Consider the following 19,212-nt stretch of genomic DNA (forward strand, 5'->3'; position numbering starts at 1 on the left):
TCGAACTCCGCATAGGCTATTCAACGGATATACGAACTATCGTTTCTATATGCGAAAGACAGAGAGGTCATGTCGCGATACACAAGCTCGGGCACGCGCCCAAGACTCAAACGCTCATTGCTCCCATTGGCCGCCGGTGTGCTGCTGGCGGTCACGGCGACCGCTGGCTGTGCACCAGCGGAGAATCCGGGAAACCCAACCCTCAGCCTGGCCGACTCGTATTCGCCCAAGCACCCGTTCGGCAAGTACGGCGTCAGTGTCTTCCTCGACGAGCTCCAAGAAGGCGGCATCGACACCGAGTACTATCCGTCTGGTCAGATGGGGAATGCGGAAGATCTTGCCTCTCTCATTTCCACCGACAACATCGACATCGGTCCAGCGTCGGCTGCGTATCTGGAAGACAAACTTCCGCTGTCCAGCGTCGGCGACCTGCCGATGATGACGACAGATGCCTGCGTCGCCTCCGATTCGATGATGGACCTCCTCGACGAGGACGGGATCCTTTACAAAGAGGAGTACGAGGACCGCGGACTTCGACCGCTTTGGGTTTCGATCATTCCTGGATATGAAGTGATGACGGGCAATACCAAAGTCGAAGATCCCACTGACGTGCGTGGACTGCTCCTCCGCTCCTCGGGAGGTGCATTCGACGTCACGATGGAAGCCATCGGGGCATCAGCGGTGAGCATGTCGGCGGCTGATACCTACGAGGCGATGACACGTAACACCGTCGACGGAACGGCGATGCCATTCGTCAGCGTTCCCTCGTACAACCTCGAGCAGGTTGCAAGCTACTCGACCAAAGGCCTCAACCTCGGCTCAGTTGGCATCCCGTATGTCATTAGTGAACGCACCTGGGATGGGCTCACCTCGCAGGAACAGAGCAAAGTCACTGACGCCGCCGATCAGGCCCAGCAATCATTGTGCGCTGGTCTCAACAAGGAAAAGTCCGAAGCCGAATCACTGATGGAAGACGCCGGCGTCGAATTCACCCCGATCACCGGCGAAGCAAAAGATCAATGGACTGATGAACTGAGCCGCGCCAAGTCTGATTGGGCTAGCAGCCTCGATTCGGCTGGCCTCCCCGGCACCGAAGTACTGACCGAATTCGAGAAGGCGGTGACCAAGAATGAGCGAAATCGATCAAACTCCTGACCACTCCACTCATCGCTACGGCAGCATCCACACGGCGATCGTGTCCACATCAAAATGGTGTGCGATCGTCGCGCTCGCGCTGATCACTGTTCTCATGCTGGCTGAGGTCGTGCTTCGATACTTCGCTGGAAGCCCGCTGGGGTGGAACGTCTCGTTCATCGAAAAGGTACTGCTACCTGCCATCGTCTTCCTCGGCATGCCGTGGGGCTACGCGGTCAGCGCACACGTTGCCGCGGACATGCTGTATGAGCACCTTCCTGCCAATGTGCAATCAGCCGCACGTTGGCTGAGCCTCATCGTCGTCTTCGTGGGAATCGCCGCCCTGGCTATCGCAGGGACGATCACAATGTTCGAAGCGCTCAAGCACGGTGACATTCCGCCTCCGCTGTCATCCCAGCTGCCAATTTACAGCTGGATCTGGCAGGCATTCCTCCCGCTCGGGAGCCTGTTCACCGCTGTAGTCATTCTCTTGGAATCTAAGACCTTCCTCAAAGGCGGTGCAGCCTGATGCTAGTACTCACAATCACAGCACTCTTGCTGGCCCTCATCCTGCTCCGCATTCCGATCGCCTTCGCCATCCTGATCAGCGGAATCGTCGGCCTATTGGCACTCGGCGGACCTGCCGATGTCATCGGCGTCCTAATGACGATCCCACAAAGCGCAGTCAGCAATAATTCATTGGCAGCAATCCCGCTCTTCATCCTCATGGCGCAGTTCGTCCTCCACAGCGGCGCGCTCTCCAGCCTGTTCGACTCAGCAAAGGTCCTCGTTGGCCGAATGCGTGGCGGAACAGCACATGCAGCTGTCGGAGCCGGAGCGATCTTCGCTGCAGTCTCTGGATCATCCACGGCCGCGGCAGCGACACTTGCGCATACCTCAACCGGGGAACTCATTCGGCAGGGATACGACAAACGCCTCAGCGCCGGAGTCGTGGCCGCAGCAGGAACGCTAGCGGCCATGATCCCACCCAGCGTGCTCCTCATCTTCTACGCCATCACAGCCGAAGCAGGAGTCGGACCGACCCTCATCGCCGGAATCATCCCTGGCCTCCTCGTAGCCGTGGCACTTGTCATCACGATCACCATTTTGATCACCTTCAATTCGTCATCAGCTCCCCGAGGCGAAGCCAGCACCGGACGCGAGAAGTTCCGCAGTCTCGGCGGCCTCTTGCCGATTGCCGCACTCTTCATCCTTGTCGTCGGCCTCGTCTTCCTCGGTGTCACGACCGCAACCGAAGCCGCCGCAGTCGGATGCCTGGGTGCACTGGGACTGATGCTCGGCAAGAAGAAGCTCACGTGGGCGAACCTGACGAAATCGTTCGCTGAGGCGCTGAGCTCATCGATCATGATCTTGACGATCATCATGGCTGCCCACGTCTTCGGCCACTTCATCACTGAATCGCAGGTGACACCTCGTTTGGTCGATTCCCTTTCGGCGCTGCCCATTGCTCCGATCGTCATCGTTGCGATCATCGCCTTTGGCTACCTGATTCTCGGCTTCTTCATGGACCAGATGGCGATCATCGCGCTGACCGTGCCGGTGACTCTGCCGGTCGTGACAGAACTAGGATTCGATCCGATCTGGTTCGGAATCGTCGTCATTCTGCTGGCCGAAATCGGGCTGATCACTCCACCGCTCGGCCTCAATGTCTTCGTCGTCGCTCAAGCAGCCAGAATGCCGGTTGAGGATGTCTTCCGCGGCAGTGTTCCGTTCGTCTTCGCGATCTTGGCCGTCGGTGTCCTGCTCTTCGCCTTTCCGCAAATCGTCCTCATACTGCCAGAAATGATGGGAAGTCTATGACGCACACACAACCCGTGCAGAATACTCAGGTCAAAGGGCCGCTCGACGGACTGATAGTCGTCGAGATCGCCACGGTCATCATGGGCCCCCTGGCCGGAAGGCTCTACGCCAAACTCGGTGCAGAGGTCATCCACATCGAAGCTCCCAGCGGAGATGTCATCCGACGGTCCGGCCAATCCCGAAACCCCGGGATGACTGCCGCCGCGCTCAGCCTCGGAGACGGGAAGAAGAACATCACGCTCGACTTCTCAGACGCCGACGACCAGCACACGCTGAACGAACTCATCGGAATCGCCGACATCATCGTCACCAACTACCTCCCACGACAACGTCAGAAATATGGCTTCGACTGGGATTCCGTTGCTGAGATCAATCCGCAATGTGTTCTCATTACGGCACAAGGATTCTCTTCGAACAGCCCAGAACGTGACCGGCCAGCGTACGACGACATCATTCAAGCGGCCAGTGGTCTCAGCGATGTCTACCGCAAATCATTGGGCCGGCCTCAGTACGCTCCGTACGTCGTCGCCGACAAAGTCTGCGCCCTGTCGATGGTCTATTCCGGGCTCGCTGCGATCCACCGCCGCCATATCACCGGACTCGGACAGTGGGTCGATGTCCCCATGTTCGATGTCATGTCCGACTTCAACATGGTCGAACAGCTCAACGACTACACGTTCGAGCCTCCTCTGGGAGACGCTGGTTGGCACCGAACAATCAATCCAGCTCGGCGGCCGCACCCCACCACAGACGGATGGGTCTGCATACTGCCCTACAACGATCGACAATGGAGAGACTTCCTCGCCATTGATAATCCAACCGTCGCTGACGGAACTGTGCCTTATCCAACGAACCGCGACCGCAACGCCCATGTCGAAGAAACACAGACTCTCATTGCGGAATTCGCTGCTCACCGCTCGACAAGCGAAGTCATCAAGCTCTGCCATGACCACGACATCCCGGCCCAAGCAGTGAACAGGATCGAAGACCTCGTCGACGATGAATACCTCAAACGGCGCGGAACTGTGGAACGGGTTAATCACCCCACAGAAGGCAGCTATTGGCGAACCACACCAAACGTCGGCTATTCCGAGTCACCACTGCAGCCAGTCAATCTGGCGTCACCGGCCGACGGAGATCGCGAGGACATCATGACCCTCATCGAACAAAGGAGAAACAAATGACCAACAAATCGATCAAGCACTATGTCGGTGAGGAACTCGAAGCCTACACTCCGCCGCGCCACACATTGACATCAAATCTCAGGCTCTTGCCCGGTGACGATGCCAACGGCGCAGTCTCCGTCGTACGAGGAACAATCGAGCACGGCGGGTCTGCACTCCCCCACCGACATCTCAAGAGCACCCAATTCCTCCACATCCTCTCGGGCCGCTGCTCAGTCGAACTCGGTGCACAAACCCTCGAGCTGGGCGGAGGCGACTCAGTGCTGATCCCGACCGACGTCGTCCACCACGTCGAGGTCCTCTCATCAGAGCCACTGGAGCTCATCAACGTGTACTACCCCGCCCTTGCAGCCGACGACACGATCGAATGAACATGAAACGTCGGCCTGTGGCCGAGCGCGTCATCTAGGCTGGCTTCATGGTTGAGAAGCACCGGACGGTCAGCCGCGTCGTCGGCATCCTCGAGTTCGTCGTGCGTTCCCTCAACGGCGCGACACTTTCTGAGATCGCTGAGCATCTGGACGCTCCGAAGTCATCCGTCTACGGTTTCGTGCGCGGGCTCGAGGCAGAGGGCTACTTGAAGGAGAACGCGGCCGGGCACTTCGTCTTCGGCCTAGGCGCTCATACCCTGTTGGCGTCACAGGCGACTTCACTCGTCGAACTTGCGGCACCAGTGATGAACACGATCGGGAGCGAGCTCGGTGAAACCATCACCCTCGCCGTATTCCTCGATCACGAGCTGACCTACGTCCACTCGGTCCCGTCCAACCAGCGGATCGGCTACAACCCCGAGATGCACACCCGCCGACCGCTCTGGCCCACGAGTGCCGGCAAGATTCTTTTGGCTGCGTCTGATGCCCCAGAGCTAAAAACGCATGTCTTAGCGTCAGAAGACCTAAAGGCGGAGACCCTTGACGCCGAGATCGCATCAGTACGGAAAAGAGGCTACGGCCTCAACATCGGCGAAACAGTCGCTGATGTGTCCGCGTTCGCACTCGGGCTCAAAATCGGCTCGTCTTTGGCAGCTGCAATTACGGTCGGCGGTCCAAACGTCCGAATGCGGCCCCATATCGAAGAAATGGTCGATACTGTCCGTTCGGCAATCAGCAACAGCGGCCTCGATGTATGGGACTTTTCTATTAACGAGCCTGGGTAGGCATCGAAGTCCCCGTCGAACAGCACCAGTGCCGGTGGCAACAAGGTTTAACCATTGCAATGCATTATCGGGAACTCGATTCTCGAACCTGGAGATTCAGAGGAAAGGCTTGTGGATCGCTGGGAAGTCGATCTCCGCATATGCGCATCTCCAAAAGTTTGACGATTTGAGCCGCAGTCGCAGTTGTATCCATTCGAAGTCCTGTGATTGGTGGAGTTGCGTATTCCGCCAACGGCCCGTCCAATACTGTCGCCACCATAAAGTCCTTCGGAACGGTCAGCCCAAGCTCGGTGGCAGCGTTGAGTGCTCCAAGCGCGAACACACTAGAGGATGTCACAACCGCATCGGGACCATCACTCTGCAAGAGAAGTTCTCTGCACGCTTCTTCCGCCGCTACTTGACCCTTACGGTTATCGATCATGCGTAGCAGTGGCCTCGCTCCCCGTCGCGTTACTGTGCTCGTATACGTCCACAACAGAGATCGCCGGTAGTTGTTATCAGTCTGTCCGACGAGAGCAGCCAGCCGGCGGGCTCCGGCGTCAAATAGATGCTCAACAAGACTGGCAAATGATTTTGGATAGTCAAACCCTGCCCACCAGCGAAACTTTCGGCTTCCTGGATCAGGATCGAAAGCAACGGTTGGCGTACCGCGCCGTTCAAGTTCTTCCAGAGCCTCGTCCCTGAAGTTGGGATGCAAGACGACACAACCGTCTACCCGCGGACCGTGCTGTGCGAGCTCATCCACCTCCTGGCAAGTGAAAACTTTGAATCCCCTATTGAGACACGCGAGGGTGACTGAACCGGTAATCTCTGCAAATGAGGTCGTTCCGAACTGGAAGCCGCTCAGAGCCTCATCAGGGCGAACAAGCAGGCCCACAGTAGGTTTCCCTTGATGCGGTTTATAGCCGAGAGCCCATGCCGCTTCAAGGACGCACTGCCGGGTTGCATCCGAAACTGGACGATTTCCCGAATAGACCTGTGACACGGTCGCGGGCGAGACGCCGGCACGTCTGGCAACCTCGGTCATCGTCGATGACATCTGAATCTGGTCTTTACTAATCATCGTCCGAGTAGCTAGCTATTGATCTTATCCGTTGACATAAATGCTGTCTCTCGCAGGCCAAGCGAACATACTACAAGAACGAGCATTGCAAAGGACCCGTACAACGCGACGGAAATCGGATTCTGATCGCTGATGATCAGCAACCCAGTGGCGATGAAGGACGCCGATCCTCCACCTATGGCAGCACCGATTTGATACGACACAGACATCGCACTGTACCTGAATCGGGCCGGAAACTGCTCGCCGGTAAAGGCCGGGATCGGGCCCTGTGTAATTCCAGTGAGCAGGCCCGTGACGGCAAACGCAACGATCGCCCAACCGACATTTAGGGTTCCTACCAGGGGAAAGTACACGAAGAGGAAAGCGGCCGTAAGCACGCCTCCTGCAACCATGACCGGTTTACGCCCAATTCGGTCCGACAGAAGGGCGAAGGTTGGCGCACTCACGATGAGAACTGCACTGTAGGCGAGTTGGCCGGTCAGCGAGTCAGTCGAGCGATATCCGAGATTCGTAAGGTAAGAAAGGAAGAAGGTGAAGCCAATGTAGGCGATTGTGTTGTAGCCAAAACTGACACCCAGACCGAGGGCGATGGACTTAGGATCTCGTTTCACAGCCTCTACCAGTGGGATGTCTGCTTGAGACTCAGCCGCAGTTGGCTCGTGTGCGACGCTCGGCATCGACAGCCGAGCGAACAGACCGACAATCACAATTAGACCGCCGATCCAAAATGGAACTCGCCACGCGAATGAAACCAAGTCTCCATCAAATACGTAACTCACGATCGAAAAGACGCTTACTCCAATTAGTGTCCCTAAACCAATCCCCATGCTGGTGAAACTTCCCCAGAGGCCACGCTGGCCTTCTGGCGCATACTCCAAACCAAACAACGCGGCCCCGCCCCATTCACCGCCGGCAGCGAATCCCTGAACAAGGCGCAAGACAACGAGAAACACTGGTGCCCACAACCCCACGCTTTCGAAGGTCGGCAAGAGGCCGATTGCGAAGGTCGATACCCCCATAACAATCAATGTCATAATGAGCATCGATCGCCGTCCAATTCGATCGCCGAAGTGGCCGATGACGATACCTCCAAGAGGCCGTGCGACGAAACCAGTACCAAAAGCAGCGAATGCGTACAAAGTACCGATGAGCGGATCACTATTCGGGAAGAATACTTCGTTGAAGACTAGGCCAGCCGCGAGTCCGTAGATAAGGAAATCGTAGTACTCAAGAGCTGTACCGATTCCGGAGACGAGGAACGTCTTCACTGCGGACGGTCGCTTAACCGGTGCGGAATCATTCGTGGTTTCTAAATGAGACATCAGAGCCCTCCTTGGCCGACGATGGTCAATCGTTGTAGTGCTGACTAGTAATCGCTGAAGCGGGGTTGCCAGAATCGTCAAAGCCTGCAACATTTGGGCGCGCAAAATCCATTGTGAATGGCTCGTTTGATTGGGGTACTAGCTCAATGCCCAGATCAGTCAGACTGCTTGTCTTCTCGCCACACCCTTCGTGAACGAGGAGGCTCCGTCCGCTTGCGTCTATGCGCGGACGAGAAAGCGAATCAACCAGCGACAAACCACCATCAATTAGATTGATAATGATCTGGGCGACCGCGCTGATAATTCGTCGACCCCCTGAAGCCCCCACAGCAGCAATCGGCGTACCGTCGCGAGATAGAAGCGCTGGGCCCATATTCGCCAGAGCCCGTCCACCCGGGGTGATGCTGTTTGCCGCACCTGGTAATGCATTGAACCAGGCCATGGACGAGTCGAAAATGAGCCCAGTACGTGGGCACACTATTCCATTTCCAAAATGATTTGCAGCAGTGTGAGTGATTGCAACAGCTGTTCCGGCAGAATCGACAGCCGAGATATGAGTCGTTCCACTTGTCGGAGTTGTGGACGACCATGGCCGCCAGTCTGGCCGTGAATCCTCGTGGCCGCTATAAGGCCATGGATCGTGAATTGGCGTCGAGGCGAACGTCTGCCATGGAGCGCCATCACCCCAGCGGGCAACGTCAGTGCCTTTCAAGACTTCCATTGCCACAGCTTGACCATATTCAGCGCTGAGTAGACCGTGTGTTGGGACCGGTACTACTGCAGGGTCGCCCAACCAATGATAACGATCTGCAAAGGCGTGTCTCATCGTCAGAGCAAGAGCACGTAGGGATTCACCGCTTTCCCACGATCTTGTCTTTCGCGGATCGAGCGCTTGCCAGATGTTAAGGATCTCGAGTTCAGTAATTCCTCCCCCAGGCGCGGGAGGTACAGCGACGATGTGCCCACGGTAGTCAAGCGTCATCGCAGGTTTAATCTCGGGAGCCGCTGCACCAAGATCCGACATCGACAAGATTCCGCCCATTTCATTCGATGTTGCGACAAGACCTTGGGCGATCTCTCCATCGATCAGGGTTGCGGCACCCTTCTCTGCGACCGTGCTCAGCGTCGAAGCCAGCAACTCCTGACGAATCAGCGTGGCAGTGTCAAAGCTATGACCATAGTTGATACCTGATGAATGTCCCTTCGGCAGCCCTGCCCCGTCTAAGAAGATTTCTGCAGACATCGCGTCGCGACTTAGTCGTTGAAGGTCGCTAAGTGCACTGGTGAGAAACCATGAATCCGCCCGGAAACCGGCAGAGGCTGCTGTGATTGCAGGCGACAGCACGGCGTTCAAGGGGATTGTGCCGAATCGCTCGTGAGCGGCAACGAGGCCCAGTAGTGTGCGAGGGACTCCGGATGCCAAAGCGCCGTCAACATTGGCATTGTCTACCACCGGAGCAAGCCCGAGTACTGCTGAACTTGAAGCGCTAGGGTCAACATCGAACATCGTACTGGTGGCAGAAAGAGGCGCTTTGGGGCCAAAGTCAACAGACCACGGCTCTTCGCCCGGAGAGTGCACAAGCATGAACCCTGAACCTGCGAGGGTCGTTTCCGTCGGTTCAATTACGCCGGCGACAAGAGCCGCAGCTACAGCTGCGTCTACAGCATTTCCTCCCTTTTCCAACACACGCATTCCTGCCTGCACGCTCGTCTTACGAGGTGCGATTACGCTCCCAAGGGCATTTGCGTGCTCGGATACAGATACATTCGGTGGACGGTGAGTTTTCACGGAGTCACTTTCGATCGTCATTGACAGTGATGAACCTTGACTCTAGAAACGCCAGATACTGCGAACAACAGATTTTGCGTTTTTTGCGCACCTCTTCAGGCCCTGCAAGTTGCACGACAGACCTAGGCAGAGTTACGAGGGCAGTAAAATGCACCTTTAGCTAAGTTTCAATTTTGTTGTTCAGCGTCCAACGACGCCGGTCTACTCTACCTAGCCAAATAGTCGGTCACCTCGAAACCTCGAGTGAAAGTCGGCTTCAAACATCTGGGCGGGAAGCGTCAACATAAATGAACCCACTGAAACGAACTGCTGCCTACGATCTGCGCTCGGTGCGTTGGGTCGGCACTCACATGAAGTCGGTAGGGATTAAAAATCGCGGCGGCTCACGCGACACCTGGCACCGTCCATGCCCCGATAAGCGCAATTACCAGACACCCATTCGAGCCAGCGACCGCCCATCTCGTAGCCGAAGAGCGGGTGCTGGATTCCTGGGGCCACGGGCGACGCCAAGCACCCGCCACGCCTGCCGGTATCGTCTGCGCTACCCTGTGAGCTCTTCTACCCAGAGCCCGACGCCGAGCGGTCAAAACGCCAAGTGAGGTCTCGAACTCGCAGCGAGCGATACTAACCGCCCCACTCCTTTTGTGACACTACGGAGATTGTCGTCTTGCCTTCTCACGGCAGCTTGACTGTGAATGGCTGGCACGCTGACTCGCTCTACTCGATTGCGATCAGCATGACGTCCTTCGAAGTTCGAGCGTGCTCACCAGCAATATTGAGAATCTCGTCGAGTTCGTGGGTGACTCGAAAATCATCGACAGCGACTACCGCTCACAGTTGCATGTGCTCCTGGATGCTGAATTCGCAGGTGACCACTTCGAAGCGCGAGACATCGCTCTGAGTCCCATGGTCCGTCTGTCCGTGGTTCGGATTGTCGGCTCATCGTAATTGAGAGTGTAGAACCGGTCTGAAGCCACCGGACTCGAGCAGACACCTGGCGATGTAGTGGGTGATGTTACGGAACCCCAAAGCAGACCCGCGCAGATGTTCAAGCCTGCCGTTGATCGCTTCAGTCGGACCATTGGACGTTCCCGGTCGGGTGAAGAACGCCAGCACATCGGCAGCTCGGCGCTTCAGAGTCCGTCCCAACCGTTTGAGCTCGACCAGCTCTGTCGGCAGATTCGTCGTCAGTGCGTCGATGACCGTTCTCAAGAGCTTCTTGCCCTCGTTGCGGTCGGCGGTTCGGTAGGCGTTGACTATGTCTTGGTAAACAGCCCAGGTGACTTCGACTTCGGTGAAACTCGAATCGGCGAACAGGCCTGCGATCCTCTCCTGCTGCTTGGTCGTGAGCAGATCAGCGCCTGTGTGCAGAGTCCTCCTCGCTCGATACAAGGGGTCTTTCGCTCGTCCACGATGACCAGTGGTCTCCTGCTGAATACGACGACGAACATCATCGAGAGCATCACCGGCGAGCTTGACGACATGGAAGGGGTCCATGACTTCGACCGCATCGGGCAGTTCCTCGACCGAGGCTGTTTTGAAGCCGGAGAATCCGTCCATCGCGACGACGTCGATGCCATCACGCCAGTCCTTCGGACGGGCTTTCAACCACTGCTTGAACACCTGCTTCGACCGTCCGGGCATCATGTCGAGCAGACGTGCTGGGCCTGTTGCCTGGCTGATCGGGGTGAGGTCGATGATGACGGTGACGTACTTGTCGCCACGCCGAGTGTGCCGCCATACGTGCTCGTCGACACCAATGACGCTGACCCCGTCGAAACGCGTCGGGTCGTTGATCAACAACCGCTTACCTTCAGCGAGGATTGCGGAGTTCGCGGTGTGCCAGGACACGGCGAGTTTGCGTGCGATCACGGACACGGTGTCGTGGTCGATGACGAGGGCACGCAGCGCCCAGTCGAGGCCGGTTCGAGAGATCTTCGCTCGTGGGGGCGCCGCAGCAGTGGTGTCTTGACGCCATACGCGGTCGCACTCGACGCATTTGTAGCGGCGGAGGCGAATATGAAGCGTGGTCGGTCGGTGGCCGAAGGGTTCGTGGGCGAGACGGCGGACGACGGTATCGCGAACGATCCCGTGGCCACCACACCGTCGGCACCAGTCATCGGCAGTGTTGGGCCGGCATTCCAGGATGGCTTTGTGTCCGGTGATGTGTTGGCCGGTGCAGGTGAGGTCGAGGGTGTCGAGTCGGCAGAATGTCGTGAGGTCAGGGGTTGAGAAAGTAGGCTTGGCCACGTCGAGGTCTTTCGGATGGGTTGTGTGAGAACTTCCATCATCGGAAGACCTCGACATCTATCCGGGTAGCGACGCGCCGTGTCCTGGAATCACCGTTCTACACTCTCGTTTACGAAGAGCCGGATTGTCCGACCGAGGCTTCCGTACTACTTACAGCACCACGAATCTCAGCTAATCAAAACCCAAACCTCAGAAATCTTTACTTATGCATCAGTTCTCGGTAGCCTGCGTACAAAGGAGTTGATGTGATTCAAGACAACGATGTGGAATCCGAGCTCTCTGATTCGGGGACAGACTCGCCACGCATTGGAACTCGACTGCGCAAGAGACGTCAGGCTTTACGTATGACGCTCAAGCAAGTTTCCGAGAGCTCAGGACTTACCGAAGGATATCTGTCGCAGCTTGAACGCGGCGTGAGCACCGGAAGCATCAGCAGTCTTCAAAAGATCTGCGCTGCGACTGGGCTCGAAGTTGGGGAGCTCTTCAGCGAGCCGGACTCGACGGGCCCCAAAGTCACTCGGTTCCGAGATTCCGAAGGTTTCAGTTACGGCGTCAAGGGACGCAAGCTCCGGCTGACGCCGAATGAGTTCGACCACCTCGAAATGTTCGTCGGAGTGTTCGAACCCGGAGGTTCGACCGGAGCTGATCCGTACTCGCACGGATCGTCGGAAGAACTGATTCTTGTCATTGAGGGCCAAGTCGAGGTCACGCTCGGGTCACAAGTCTTTACACTTCACGCCCTCGATTCAATTCCCTTTTCCAGCAGCGTCCCTCACCGTGTCAAGGAAACGGGTGGCAACAAAGCCATCGTTCTCTGGGGCATGTCACCTCGCTCTTTCTGACTTCAAACAATCCGACCACAGTACAAGGAGGTACCCATGCGCATCGGTGTCGAATGCGGTGGTACGTTTACCGACCTCGTCGTCCTCGATGATGATGGACGACTGCGCTCAACCGACAAGGTATTTTCTACACCTGCCGACCCGTCAGAGGCAGTCAGAACCGCCCTTCATCGGCTTAACTCTCACCTGACCAACGGTGCAGAAATTCTCCACGGCTCAACAGTGGCGACGAACGCGCTGATTGAACGCAAAGGGGCACGAGTCGGGCTGATAGTCACCAGCGGCTTCAAAGACATCGTCTTCCTCCAAAGGCAAGACCGCGCACAGATGTACGATCTGAAGCTGGTCAAACCGGAGCCATTGGTCGCCAGAGCCGACATAATCGAAATCGACGAACGACTTAACGAAACGGGCGAACCGCTGCGGTCTATCGACGTCCAGCAAGCTCGTTCCGCAGTAAAGCGATTGATCGACCGTGGCGTCGACGCTATAGCCGTTTCACTTTTGCATTCCTACGCCAATCCTGATCACGAAGCAATCGTCGCCCAAATTGTCCATGAGCTTGCGCCCGAAATGACTATCGCACTTTCGTCGCAAAGCGCACGGGAGTTCCGAGAATATGAACGGACCACCACCACGACAATCGACGCGTTTCTACGACCACGCGTCGCTAACTACATTGACCGACTCACCGCTGATGTCGCCCAATTGGGTTCCCGCGCAATGCAGGTCATGCAATCTAACGGAGGAACGGTTCCTGCCCAGACTGCGAGCAGAAATCCCTTGACCATGTTACGTTCGGGCCCTGCTGCTGGCGTTGCGGGGGCTATTGCAGTTGCCGGTGCTATCGGGGAACAGAAGATCGTCACCATGGACATGGGAGGAACCAGCACCGATGTCGCTGTGATTCGGAACGGCGAGGCTGATCTCACAACTGAGACCGTTGCAGATGGTCTCCCAGTTCGAGTACCGATGGTCGACATTGTCGCGGTCGGGGCCGGTGGCGGTTCACTTGCAGACGTAGATAGCGGAGGACTTTTGACTGTCGGACCGCAATCGGCAGGAGCCGATCCGGGACCAGTCGCTTATGGGAGAGGCGGCACGCAACCAACTGTCACCGATGCCAATCTAGTGCGGGGCCTGCTTCGCCCCGAGACTTTCTTGGGCGGAAAGTCACAACTGAATCTCACCGCAGCCGAACAGTCGCTGGCTCAACTTGGAGAGCAATTGGGACGAACACCCAGCGAGGTCGCTGAAGACATCTTCCGCTTGGCATCAGTTCATATGGCCACAGCCATTCGAATGACAACAACCGAACGCGGACACGAAGTGTCCGAATATACATTGTGCGCATACGGCGGAGCAGGCGCGATGCATGCAGCGACAGTAGCCGATGAACTCAATATCAAGAAAGTCATAGTTCCGCCCTATAACGGACTCGCCTCCGCTTACGGACTACTGACTGCCGATTTTCGGCGAGAATTCTCTACCACACGCCTGACCAATCTCAGCCGGATTGATGACAACGGGCTCCGAAGCTTCCTCAACGATCTCAAGACCGAAGCCCTGGAACAATTGAAGAACGAAGACGCTATTTTGGAGTCAGCGACCTTCGTTTTCACTGCAGATATGCGATACGTCGGCCAAGGCTTCGAAGTTATTGTCCCCATCTCGGAGCCGGACTCGCCTAACGTCACACATCTGGCTGACTCATTCAGCGAAGTCCAAGAGCGGCGATACGGATTCGTCGACTCCAATAAGGACATTCAATTGGTAACTCTTCGCTTAACTGTCTCGGTGCCAGCTGAAAGCACAGCCCTACCGCGCGTCGAGATCATGAGCAATGACGATATGTACCAGCAGCCGATTGTCGAACACGGAAAGTCAGTATCAGCACAGTTCCGGAGGCGGAACGGACTTTCCATCGGCACCACAATTGACGGCCCGTCGGTCATTGAAGACGACACGTCAACGACCTACGTACCCACTGGCTGGGTAGCGACCGTTGACGACAATACCAATTTGATTCTGGAGCGTGATCACCGATGAAGTCCTCTGAAACTAGCCTGAACAGCGCACAGGACCTCAGCATTATCAAGGCGGGCATGGACGCCATTTGCCGAGAGATGGCAGTCAATTTGCGACGCTCAGCCATTTCGTCGATCGTCCGCGAAGCCAGAGACTTCTCCGTAGCTCTGACCGACGCACGAGGCGAAGTCGTTTCCCAAGCTGAATGTATTCCAATCATGACTGCCGGAATTGCGTTGGCGATGAAAGGCATAGACAAACGTTTCGACCTGTCGACGTTCACCGAGGACGACGCAATCTTGATGAACGATCCGTTTGACGGTGGACAACATCTTCAAGATATCTACCTATTCACGCCGATCATCGTCGAGGGTCAAGTCGTCGGTTTTGGCGCAACAACTGCCCACCACGTCGACCTGGGAGGAATGCATGCAGGAATCTCCACACAAGCCACTGAGATTTACCAAGAGGGCCTGAGGATACCCCTCTCAAAATTCTCAGTCTCCCGCGACTTCGAATCACCTCACGGATTCGTCCGTCAAGTCCTCGGTGCTAACGTACGAGTCCCAGACGCAGTGCTCGGCGACCTAAGAGCGCAATTCGCAGCCAATCAGACAGCGGTGCGCCGTCTCTCTGAACTTATGAACCGCCACGGGGTCGAAGAATGCTTAAACGCGATGGAGCAACTCAAGGATTACTCTGAACGACGATTCCGTGCTGCCATTGAACAGATCCCAGACGGTATCTATTCTAAGACGGAGTATTTTGACGGCACCGCCTATGGATTGAAAGACGTGCCGATCAATGCAACACTCGAAGTCGATGGAAGCGACATTCGCGTTAGCTTTGAAGGCACTGCCGGGCAGATCGCTGGAAACATCAACTGTCCCCTAGCCTCGACAATCTCCGCTGTTCAATCGGCAATTCGGTGTTCACTGCCGTCGACAGACATTGACTTCAATGAAGGATGCAATCGCCCGATCCACATTGATGTCCCCTACCGCTCGGTCCTCAATCCAGCGCCGCCAATGGCTGTGCGTTCGCGACTCACTCCTGCGTCTCGAGTATTCAATGCCATCACGGGAGCACTCGCGACAGCATACCCGGACAGCGCCACAGGAACAGGCTTCGACACAACAACTGCCATCACACTGGCTGCGCTAGATTCTCAAGGTAAGTATCAAGTGGCTCTCGAAATACTCGGCGGTGGCTGGGGCGGCTGTTCCGAGCACGATGGTGCAGATGCTCTTGACAACCCCATTTCGAATTGCGCGAATGCTCCAATTGAGGCCTTGGAAACTGATTACGACCACTTCTGGATTAGCGAATATGCGTTAGCCGACGGCTCTCAAGGCGGAGGACAATACTCCGGTGGAGCTGGAATTCGACGAACCTACGTAGCCAAACACGACGGTGTCAAGGTTGCAGGCTATTCGGATCGGCACCGACAAGGACCCGACGGAATCTTTGGCGGATTGTCGGGTGGAACCGGATCTCACACAATCATTCGAGCAGACGGAACAACGATGCGATTGTCGACGAACTATGAAGAAGTCCTCAACAAGGACGATCAGATCGTCGTCGTGACTGGAGGAGGCGGCGGTTACGGAACACCTGACTGACATATTGGCGGTCGACTAGTGGACCGTTGTGCCTTTCACGAACCTGCACCACGACCCTCATTGGAGAGGAAAACCATGACTTCATCGACTTCAACGAAGAAGCCGGTCTCGCTAAACCGAATCGGTATGTCGTCCTTCATCGGCACCACCATGGAGTGGTACGACTTCTTCATCTACAGTACGGCCGCGGCCCTGGTCTTTGACCAACTGTTCTTCCCGTCATTCGAACCACTCATCGGCTCGATTCTTGCGTTCTCCACTCTTGCTGGCGGCTATCTATCCAGGCCTATCGGTGCCATACTCCTTGGGCACTTTGGAGACAAAATCGGGCGAAAAGCTGTACTCGTCCTCACGCTCGTCGCTATGGGTGCCTCTACATTCCTCATCGGTCTTTTGCCAACGTTCGATACGATCGGCATTGCTGCACCCATCATTTTGGTAGTCCTTCGACTCATTCAGGGACTTGCAGTCGGCGGAGAGTGGGGCGGCGCTGTACTGATCGCCTCCGAAAACGCTCCGGAGGGCAAGAAGACGTTCTACGCTGCGTTTGCGCAGATGGGCTCGCCCGCGGGTTTACTGGTGGCCACATTCATCTTCACTCTTCTGCAAGACATCGTGCCGTCGGAACCCATGCTCAGCTGGGGTTGGCGCATTCCATTCTTGATTGCTGGCCTGCTCGTGCCAATCGGCCTCATCATTCGGCTCTCTGTCGATGACGCACCCGAATTCAAGGAAGCCTCACGTCGAGCTGAATCTAGCAAGATGCCTCTCCTCAAACTACTGCGTGAAGGATGGCGTGGACTCATCATCGGCACGGGAGCATTCCTCGGCGTATTCGCCACCTATTACCTGCTGACGACGTTCGTGATCACCTATGCAACCAAGACTCTGGGGATGAGTGCGGCAGTCGTCCTACCAGCAAACATCATCTCGGCAGTATTTGAAGCAGGTGGAATCGTGCTGGGAGTTTGGCTAGCAAAGAAGATCACAGCCAAGCACGTAGCTCTCTATTCAGCAATCGCGCTTGGGTTGTGGTCATGGCCGGCGTTCGCATTAATGAAAACCGCTGTGCCAATGAATCTATACATCGCTGTTGCAATCGCAATGATCTTTGTCGGGACGTCCTACGGTGTCCTAGCCGGTGAAGTAGCCGAACTGTTCACTCCAACACAGCGATACACCGGAATTGGCCTAAATTATCATCTATCTGGCGCACTCGGAGGAGGACTTGCTCCGGTAGCGGCGACGTCGATGCTCGCGGCAACTGGCTCGACCAACGGCGTGGTAATCGTGTGCGTGGTTGTCGCGGTCATCATGACTGTCTGTTGTGCGCTACTCCCCCAATCCAAAACAGCCAAAGTAGACCCTGTGGCGGAGTCCGAAGGAGCAAAAGCATGAATGGGACCATCAACGGTCAGCTCGGATTCTGGATGTCTAACCTGTCCGAAAGTTCTCGCCAAACGATTTCGCAATCGCTGCCGAGCACGACCGATTTGGCCATTGTCGGAGGCGGATACACAGGTTTGTGGGCAGCGTACTTCTATAAGACGCTCAACCCTGACCATGAAGTAACCATCTTTGAAGCAGAACAGATCGGTTACGGTGCGTCCGGGCGCAATGGCGGATGGGTCTCATCACTCGTGCCTGGCAATCGGTCGCGATTCGCGGCGAACAGCCCGCAGGGCCGAGGTGCCGCGATCGCAATGCAAAGAGAATTCATCCGAAGCGTTTCAGAAATCATGGAGACACTAGACCGGCTGGGTATCGAGGCAGATCAATCGTTCGACGGGATGTTGTCCGCAGCGCACACCGTTGCGGGCTTGAGCCGGCTACAGTCCAAACGAAAGGGTGACCTGGACTTCGGATACAACCCAGACGAAGTCATCGAGCTGACATCCGATGAGTTCCGCGATCGCATCAATATCGAGGGCGTACACGGAGGTCTCTACTACCCTGACGTCGCTTGCGTAGATCCCGCAAAACTAGTGAGGGGCCTAGCCAAGGTCGTGGAGGGCTTGGGCGTACGTATCGTAGAGCAAGCTCGAGTTACGCAAGTCCGCCGCCAGTGCATATCCGTCGACTCGACTCAAATTCTGGCGAAAAGAGTCTTTGTGTGTACCGAAGCATACTCTGGACCGCTGGTAGGAAATAGACGGCTCACTCCGATCAATTCGTCAGCGATTGCAACTCAACCTTTGCCGGCAGAAGCATGGGACAATATCGGTTGGAAGAAGAGATTCTGCCTCAACGATTCAGCGCACACCTTCATCTATGCGCAGCGAACCGCAGACGACAGGATAGTCATCGGTGGACGGGGATCTCCATACCGTTTTGCCTCGGGAACGGGCGGTCGGGGCGAGACGGCTCAAACGACCGTTGACCAGCTCTTGGGCAAACTTCGGAATTTCTTTCCATCCGTTGAGTTCCGTGCAGACTACGCGTGGTCTGGAGTTCTCGGAGTCACGCGGGATTGGAACGGATCCGTCTCGTTTGACCCGTCTACTGGCGTTGGACATTCTTTCGGCTACGCAGGGCACGGTGTCACTAGCGCATTCGTCGGCGGAAGGACCTTGGCCGAACTAGCATCGGGAGTGGAATCAGAAAGGACCGAGTTGGCTTGGGTGGACTACAGTTCTCGAAATTGGGAGCCGGAGCCAATTCGTTGGGCAGGGATTCATAGCATGTACTCGCTGTTCGGAATCGCGGACCGCTGGGAGGAGCGGCGCGATTCCACCAAGACTTCGCTGTTGGCTTCATTTGGCAGCCGATTGGCGGGCCTCCACGAATAGCGCTCCTTCGCGACCGACCTATACGACAAAACAATTGCAGTTTAGCCTTGATCCACCGATCTGCTTGATGTCCGGAGGTTCACTCGAATTTGAGCGCGGACGCGATGAGTGGGCAGGAGGCAGTGTCCCGGTCTCGCACCGGTCTCTTCCACACTGAGCTTCCCAGAGCCTCCTCCATGACTTTGGTCTCGGGCCCCTTTCCAAGGGCGGAT

General features: G+C 56.3%; 15 protein-coding genes. 11 read left to right on the forward strand and 4 right to left on the reverse strand.

The window, feature by feature from the left end:
- Positions 1 to 69: 69 nt before the first annotated feature.
- From dctP to IG171_RS10200, 6 genes are read left to right on the forward strand one after another with little or no spacing between them, the layout of a single operon-like run.
- Complete coding sequence (gene dctP / locus IG171_RS10175) at positions 70 to 1,155, forward strand: TRAP transporter substrate-binding protein DctP (RefSeq protein WP_212127354.1); 1,086 nt, start codon at positions 70 to 72, stop codon at positions 1,153 to 1,155.
- Positions 1,130 to 1,663: a TRAP transporter small permease gene (locus tag IG171_RS10180; protein ID WP_212127355.1), complete on the forward strand. Its 534-nt coding sequence runs from the start codon at positions 1,130 to 1,132 to the stop codon at positions 1,661 to 1,663. Before dctP ends, IG171_RS10180 begins: the two co-directional genes overlap by 26 nt.
- Positions 1,664 to 1,689: 26 nt before the next feature.
- Positions 1,690 to 2,955, forward strand: a complete 1,266-nt coding sequence (locus tag IG171_RS10185; protein WP_249203603.1) for a TRAP transporter large permease — start codon at positions 1,690 to 1,692, stop codon at positions 2,953 to 2,955.
- Positions 2,952 to 4,139 (forward strand): CoA transferase, encoded by a 1,188-nt coding sequence (locus tag IG171_RS10190; RefSeq protein WP_212127357.1) that lies wholly within the window; start codon positions 2,952 to 2,954, stop codon positions 4,137 to 4,139. The genes IG171_RS10185 and IG171_RS10190 overlap by 4 nt, the downstream gene beginning before the upstream one ends.
- Positions 4,136 to 4,510 (forward strand): cupin domain-containing protein, encoded by a 375-nt coding sequence (locus IG171_RS10195; RefSeq protein WP_212127358.1) that lies wholly within the window; start codon positions 4,136 to 4,138, stop codon positions 4,508 to 4,510. The genes IG171_RS10190 and IG171_RS10195 overlap by 4 nt, the downstream gene beginning before the upstream one ends.
- Positions 4,511 to 4,557: 47 nt before the next feature.
- A complete protein-coding gene (locus IG171_RS10200) occupies positions 4,558 to 5,295 on the forward strand; it encodes an IclR family transcriptional regulator (RefSeq protein ID WP_212127359.1) in 738 nt (245 codons plus the stop codon).
- A 64-nt stretch (positions 5,296 to 5,359) separates the two neighbouring features.
- Here the strand turns inward: IG171_RS10200 and IG171_RS10205 are convergent, their stop codons facing one another.
- The 4 genes from IG171_RS10205 to IG171_RS10220 all read right to left on the reverse strand — a co-directional run bounded on the left by IG171_RS10205 (position 5,360) and on the right by IG171_RS10220 (position 11,719).
- The gene (locus tag IG171_RS10205; protein ID WP_212127360.1) at positions 5,360 to 6,358 is read right to left on the reverse strand and encodes a LacI family DNA-binding transcriptional regulator; all 999 of its coding nucleotides are present in this window, start codon (positions 6,356 to 6,358) and stop codon (positions 5,360 to 5,362) included.
- Between the two features lie 11 nt (positions 6,359 to 6,369).
- On the reverse strand, positions 6,370 to 7,680 hold the full coding sequence (locus IG171_RS10210; protein WP_212127361.1) for an MFS transporter: 1,311 nt from the start codon (positions 7,678 to 7,680) through the stop codon (positions 6,370 to 6,372).
- Between the two features lie 25 nt (positions 7,681 to 7,705).
- Entirely contained in the window at positions 7,706 to 9,490 is a 1,785-nt protein-coding gene (locus tag IG171_RS10215; RefSeq protein WP_212127362.1) for a gamma-glutamyltransferase, read from the reverse strand.
- 918 nt (positions 9,491 to 10,408) lie between these two features.
- Positions 10,409 to 11,719, reverse strand: a complete 1,311-nt coding sequence (locus tag IG171_RS10220) for an ISL3 family transposase (RefSeq protein WP_212127363.1) — start codon at positions 11,717 to 11,719, stop codon at positions 10,409 to 10,411.
- Between the two features lie 245 nt (positions 11,720 to 11,964).
- Between IG171_RS10220 and IG171_RS10225 the strand changes: the two genes are divergently transcribed.
- From IG171_RS10225 to IG171_RS10245, 5 genes are all read left to right on the forward strand, one after another.
- The gene (locus tag IG171_RS10225; protein ID WP_212127364.1) at positions 11,965 to 12,561 is read left to right on the forward strand and encodes a cupin domain-containing protein; all 597 of its coding nucleotides are present in this window, start codon (positions 11,965 to 11,967) and stop codon (positions 12,559 to 12,561) included.
- A 36-nt stretch (positions 12,562 to 12,597) separates the two neighbouring features.
- Positions 12,598 to 14,610, forward strand: coding sequence for a hydantoinase/oxoprolinase family protein (locus tag IG171_RS10230; RefSeq protein ID WP_212127365.1), 2,013 nt, complete (start codon positions 12,598 to 12,600; stop codon positions 14,608 to 14,610).
- On the forward strand, positions 14,607 to 16,211 hold the full coding sequence (locus IG171_RS10235; protein ID WP_212127366.1) for a hydantoinase B/oxoprolinase family protein: 1,605 nt from the start codon (positions 14,607 to 14,609) through the stop codon (positions 16,209 to 16,211). The genes IG171_RS10230 and IG171_RS10235 overlap by 4 nt, the downstream gene beginning before the upstream one ends.
- Before the next feature lie 75 nt (positions 16,212 to 16,286).
- Positions 16,287 to 17,609: an MFS transporter gene (locus tag IG171_RS10240; RefSeq protein WP_212127367.1), complete on the forward strand. Its 1,323-nt coding sequence runs from the start codon at positions 16,287 to 16,289 to the stop codon at positions 17,607 to 17,609.
- Positions 17,606 to 19,000, forward strand: coding sequence for an FAD-dependent oxidoreductase (locus tag IG171_RS10245; protein WP_249203604.1), 1,395 nt, complete (start codon positions 17,606 to 17,608; stop codon positions 18,998 to 19,000). The genes IG171_RS10240 and IG171_RS10245 overlap by 4 nt, the downstream gene beginning before the upstream one ends.
- Positions 19,001 to 19,212: the final 212 nt, after the last annotated feature.

Origin of the sequence: Brevibacterium sp. SMBL_HHYL_HB1, assembly GCF_018208375.1 — a bacterium.
GTDB lineage: Bacteria > Actinomycetota > Actinomycetes > Actinomycetales > Brevibacteriaceae > Brevibacterium > Brevibacterium intestinavium.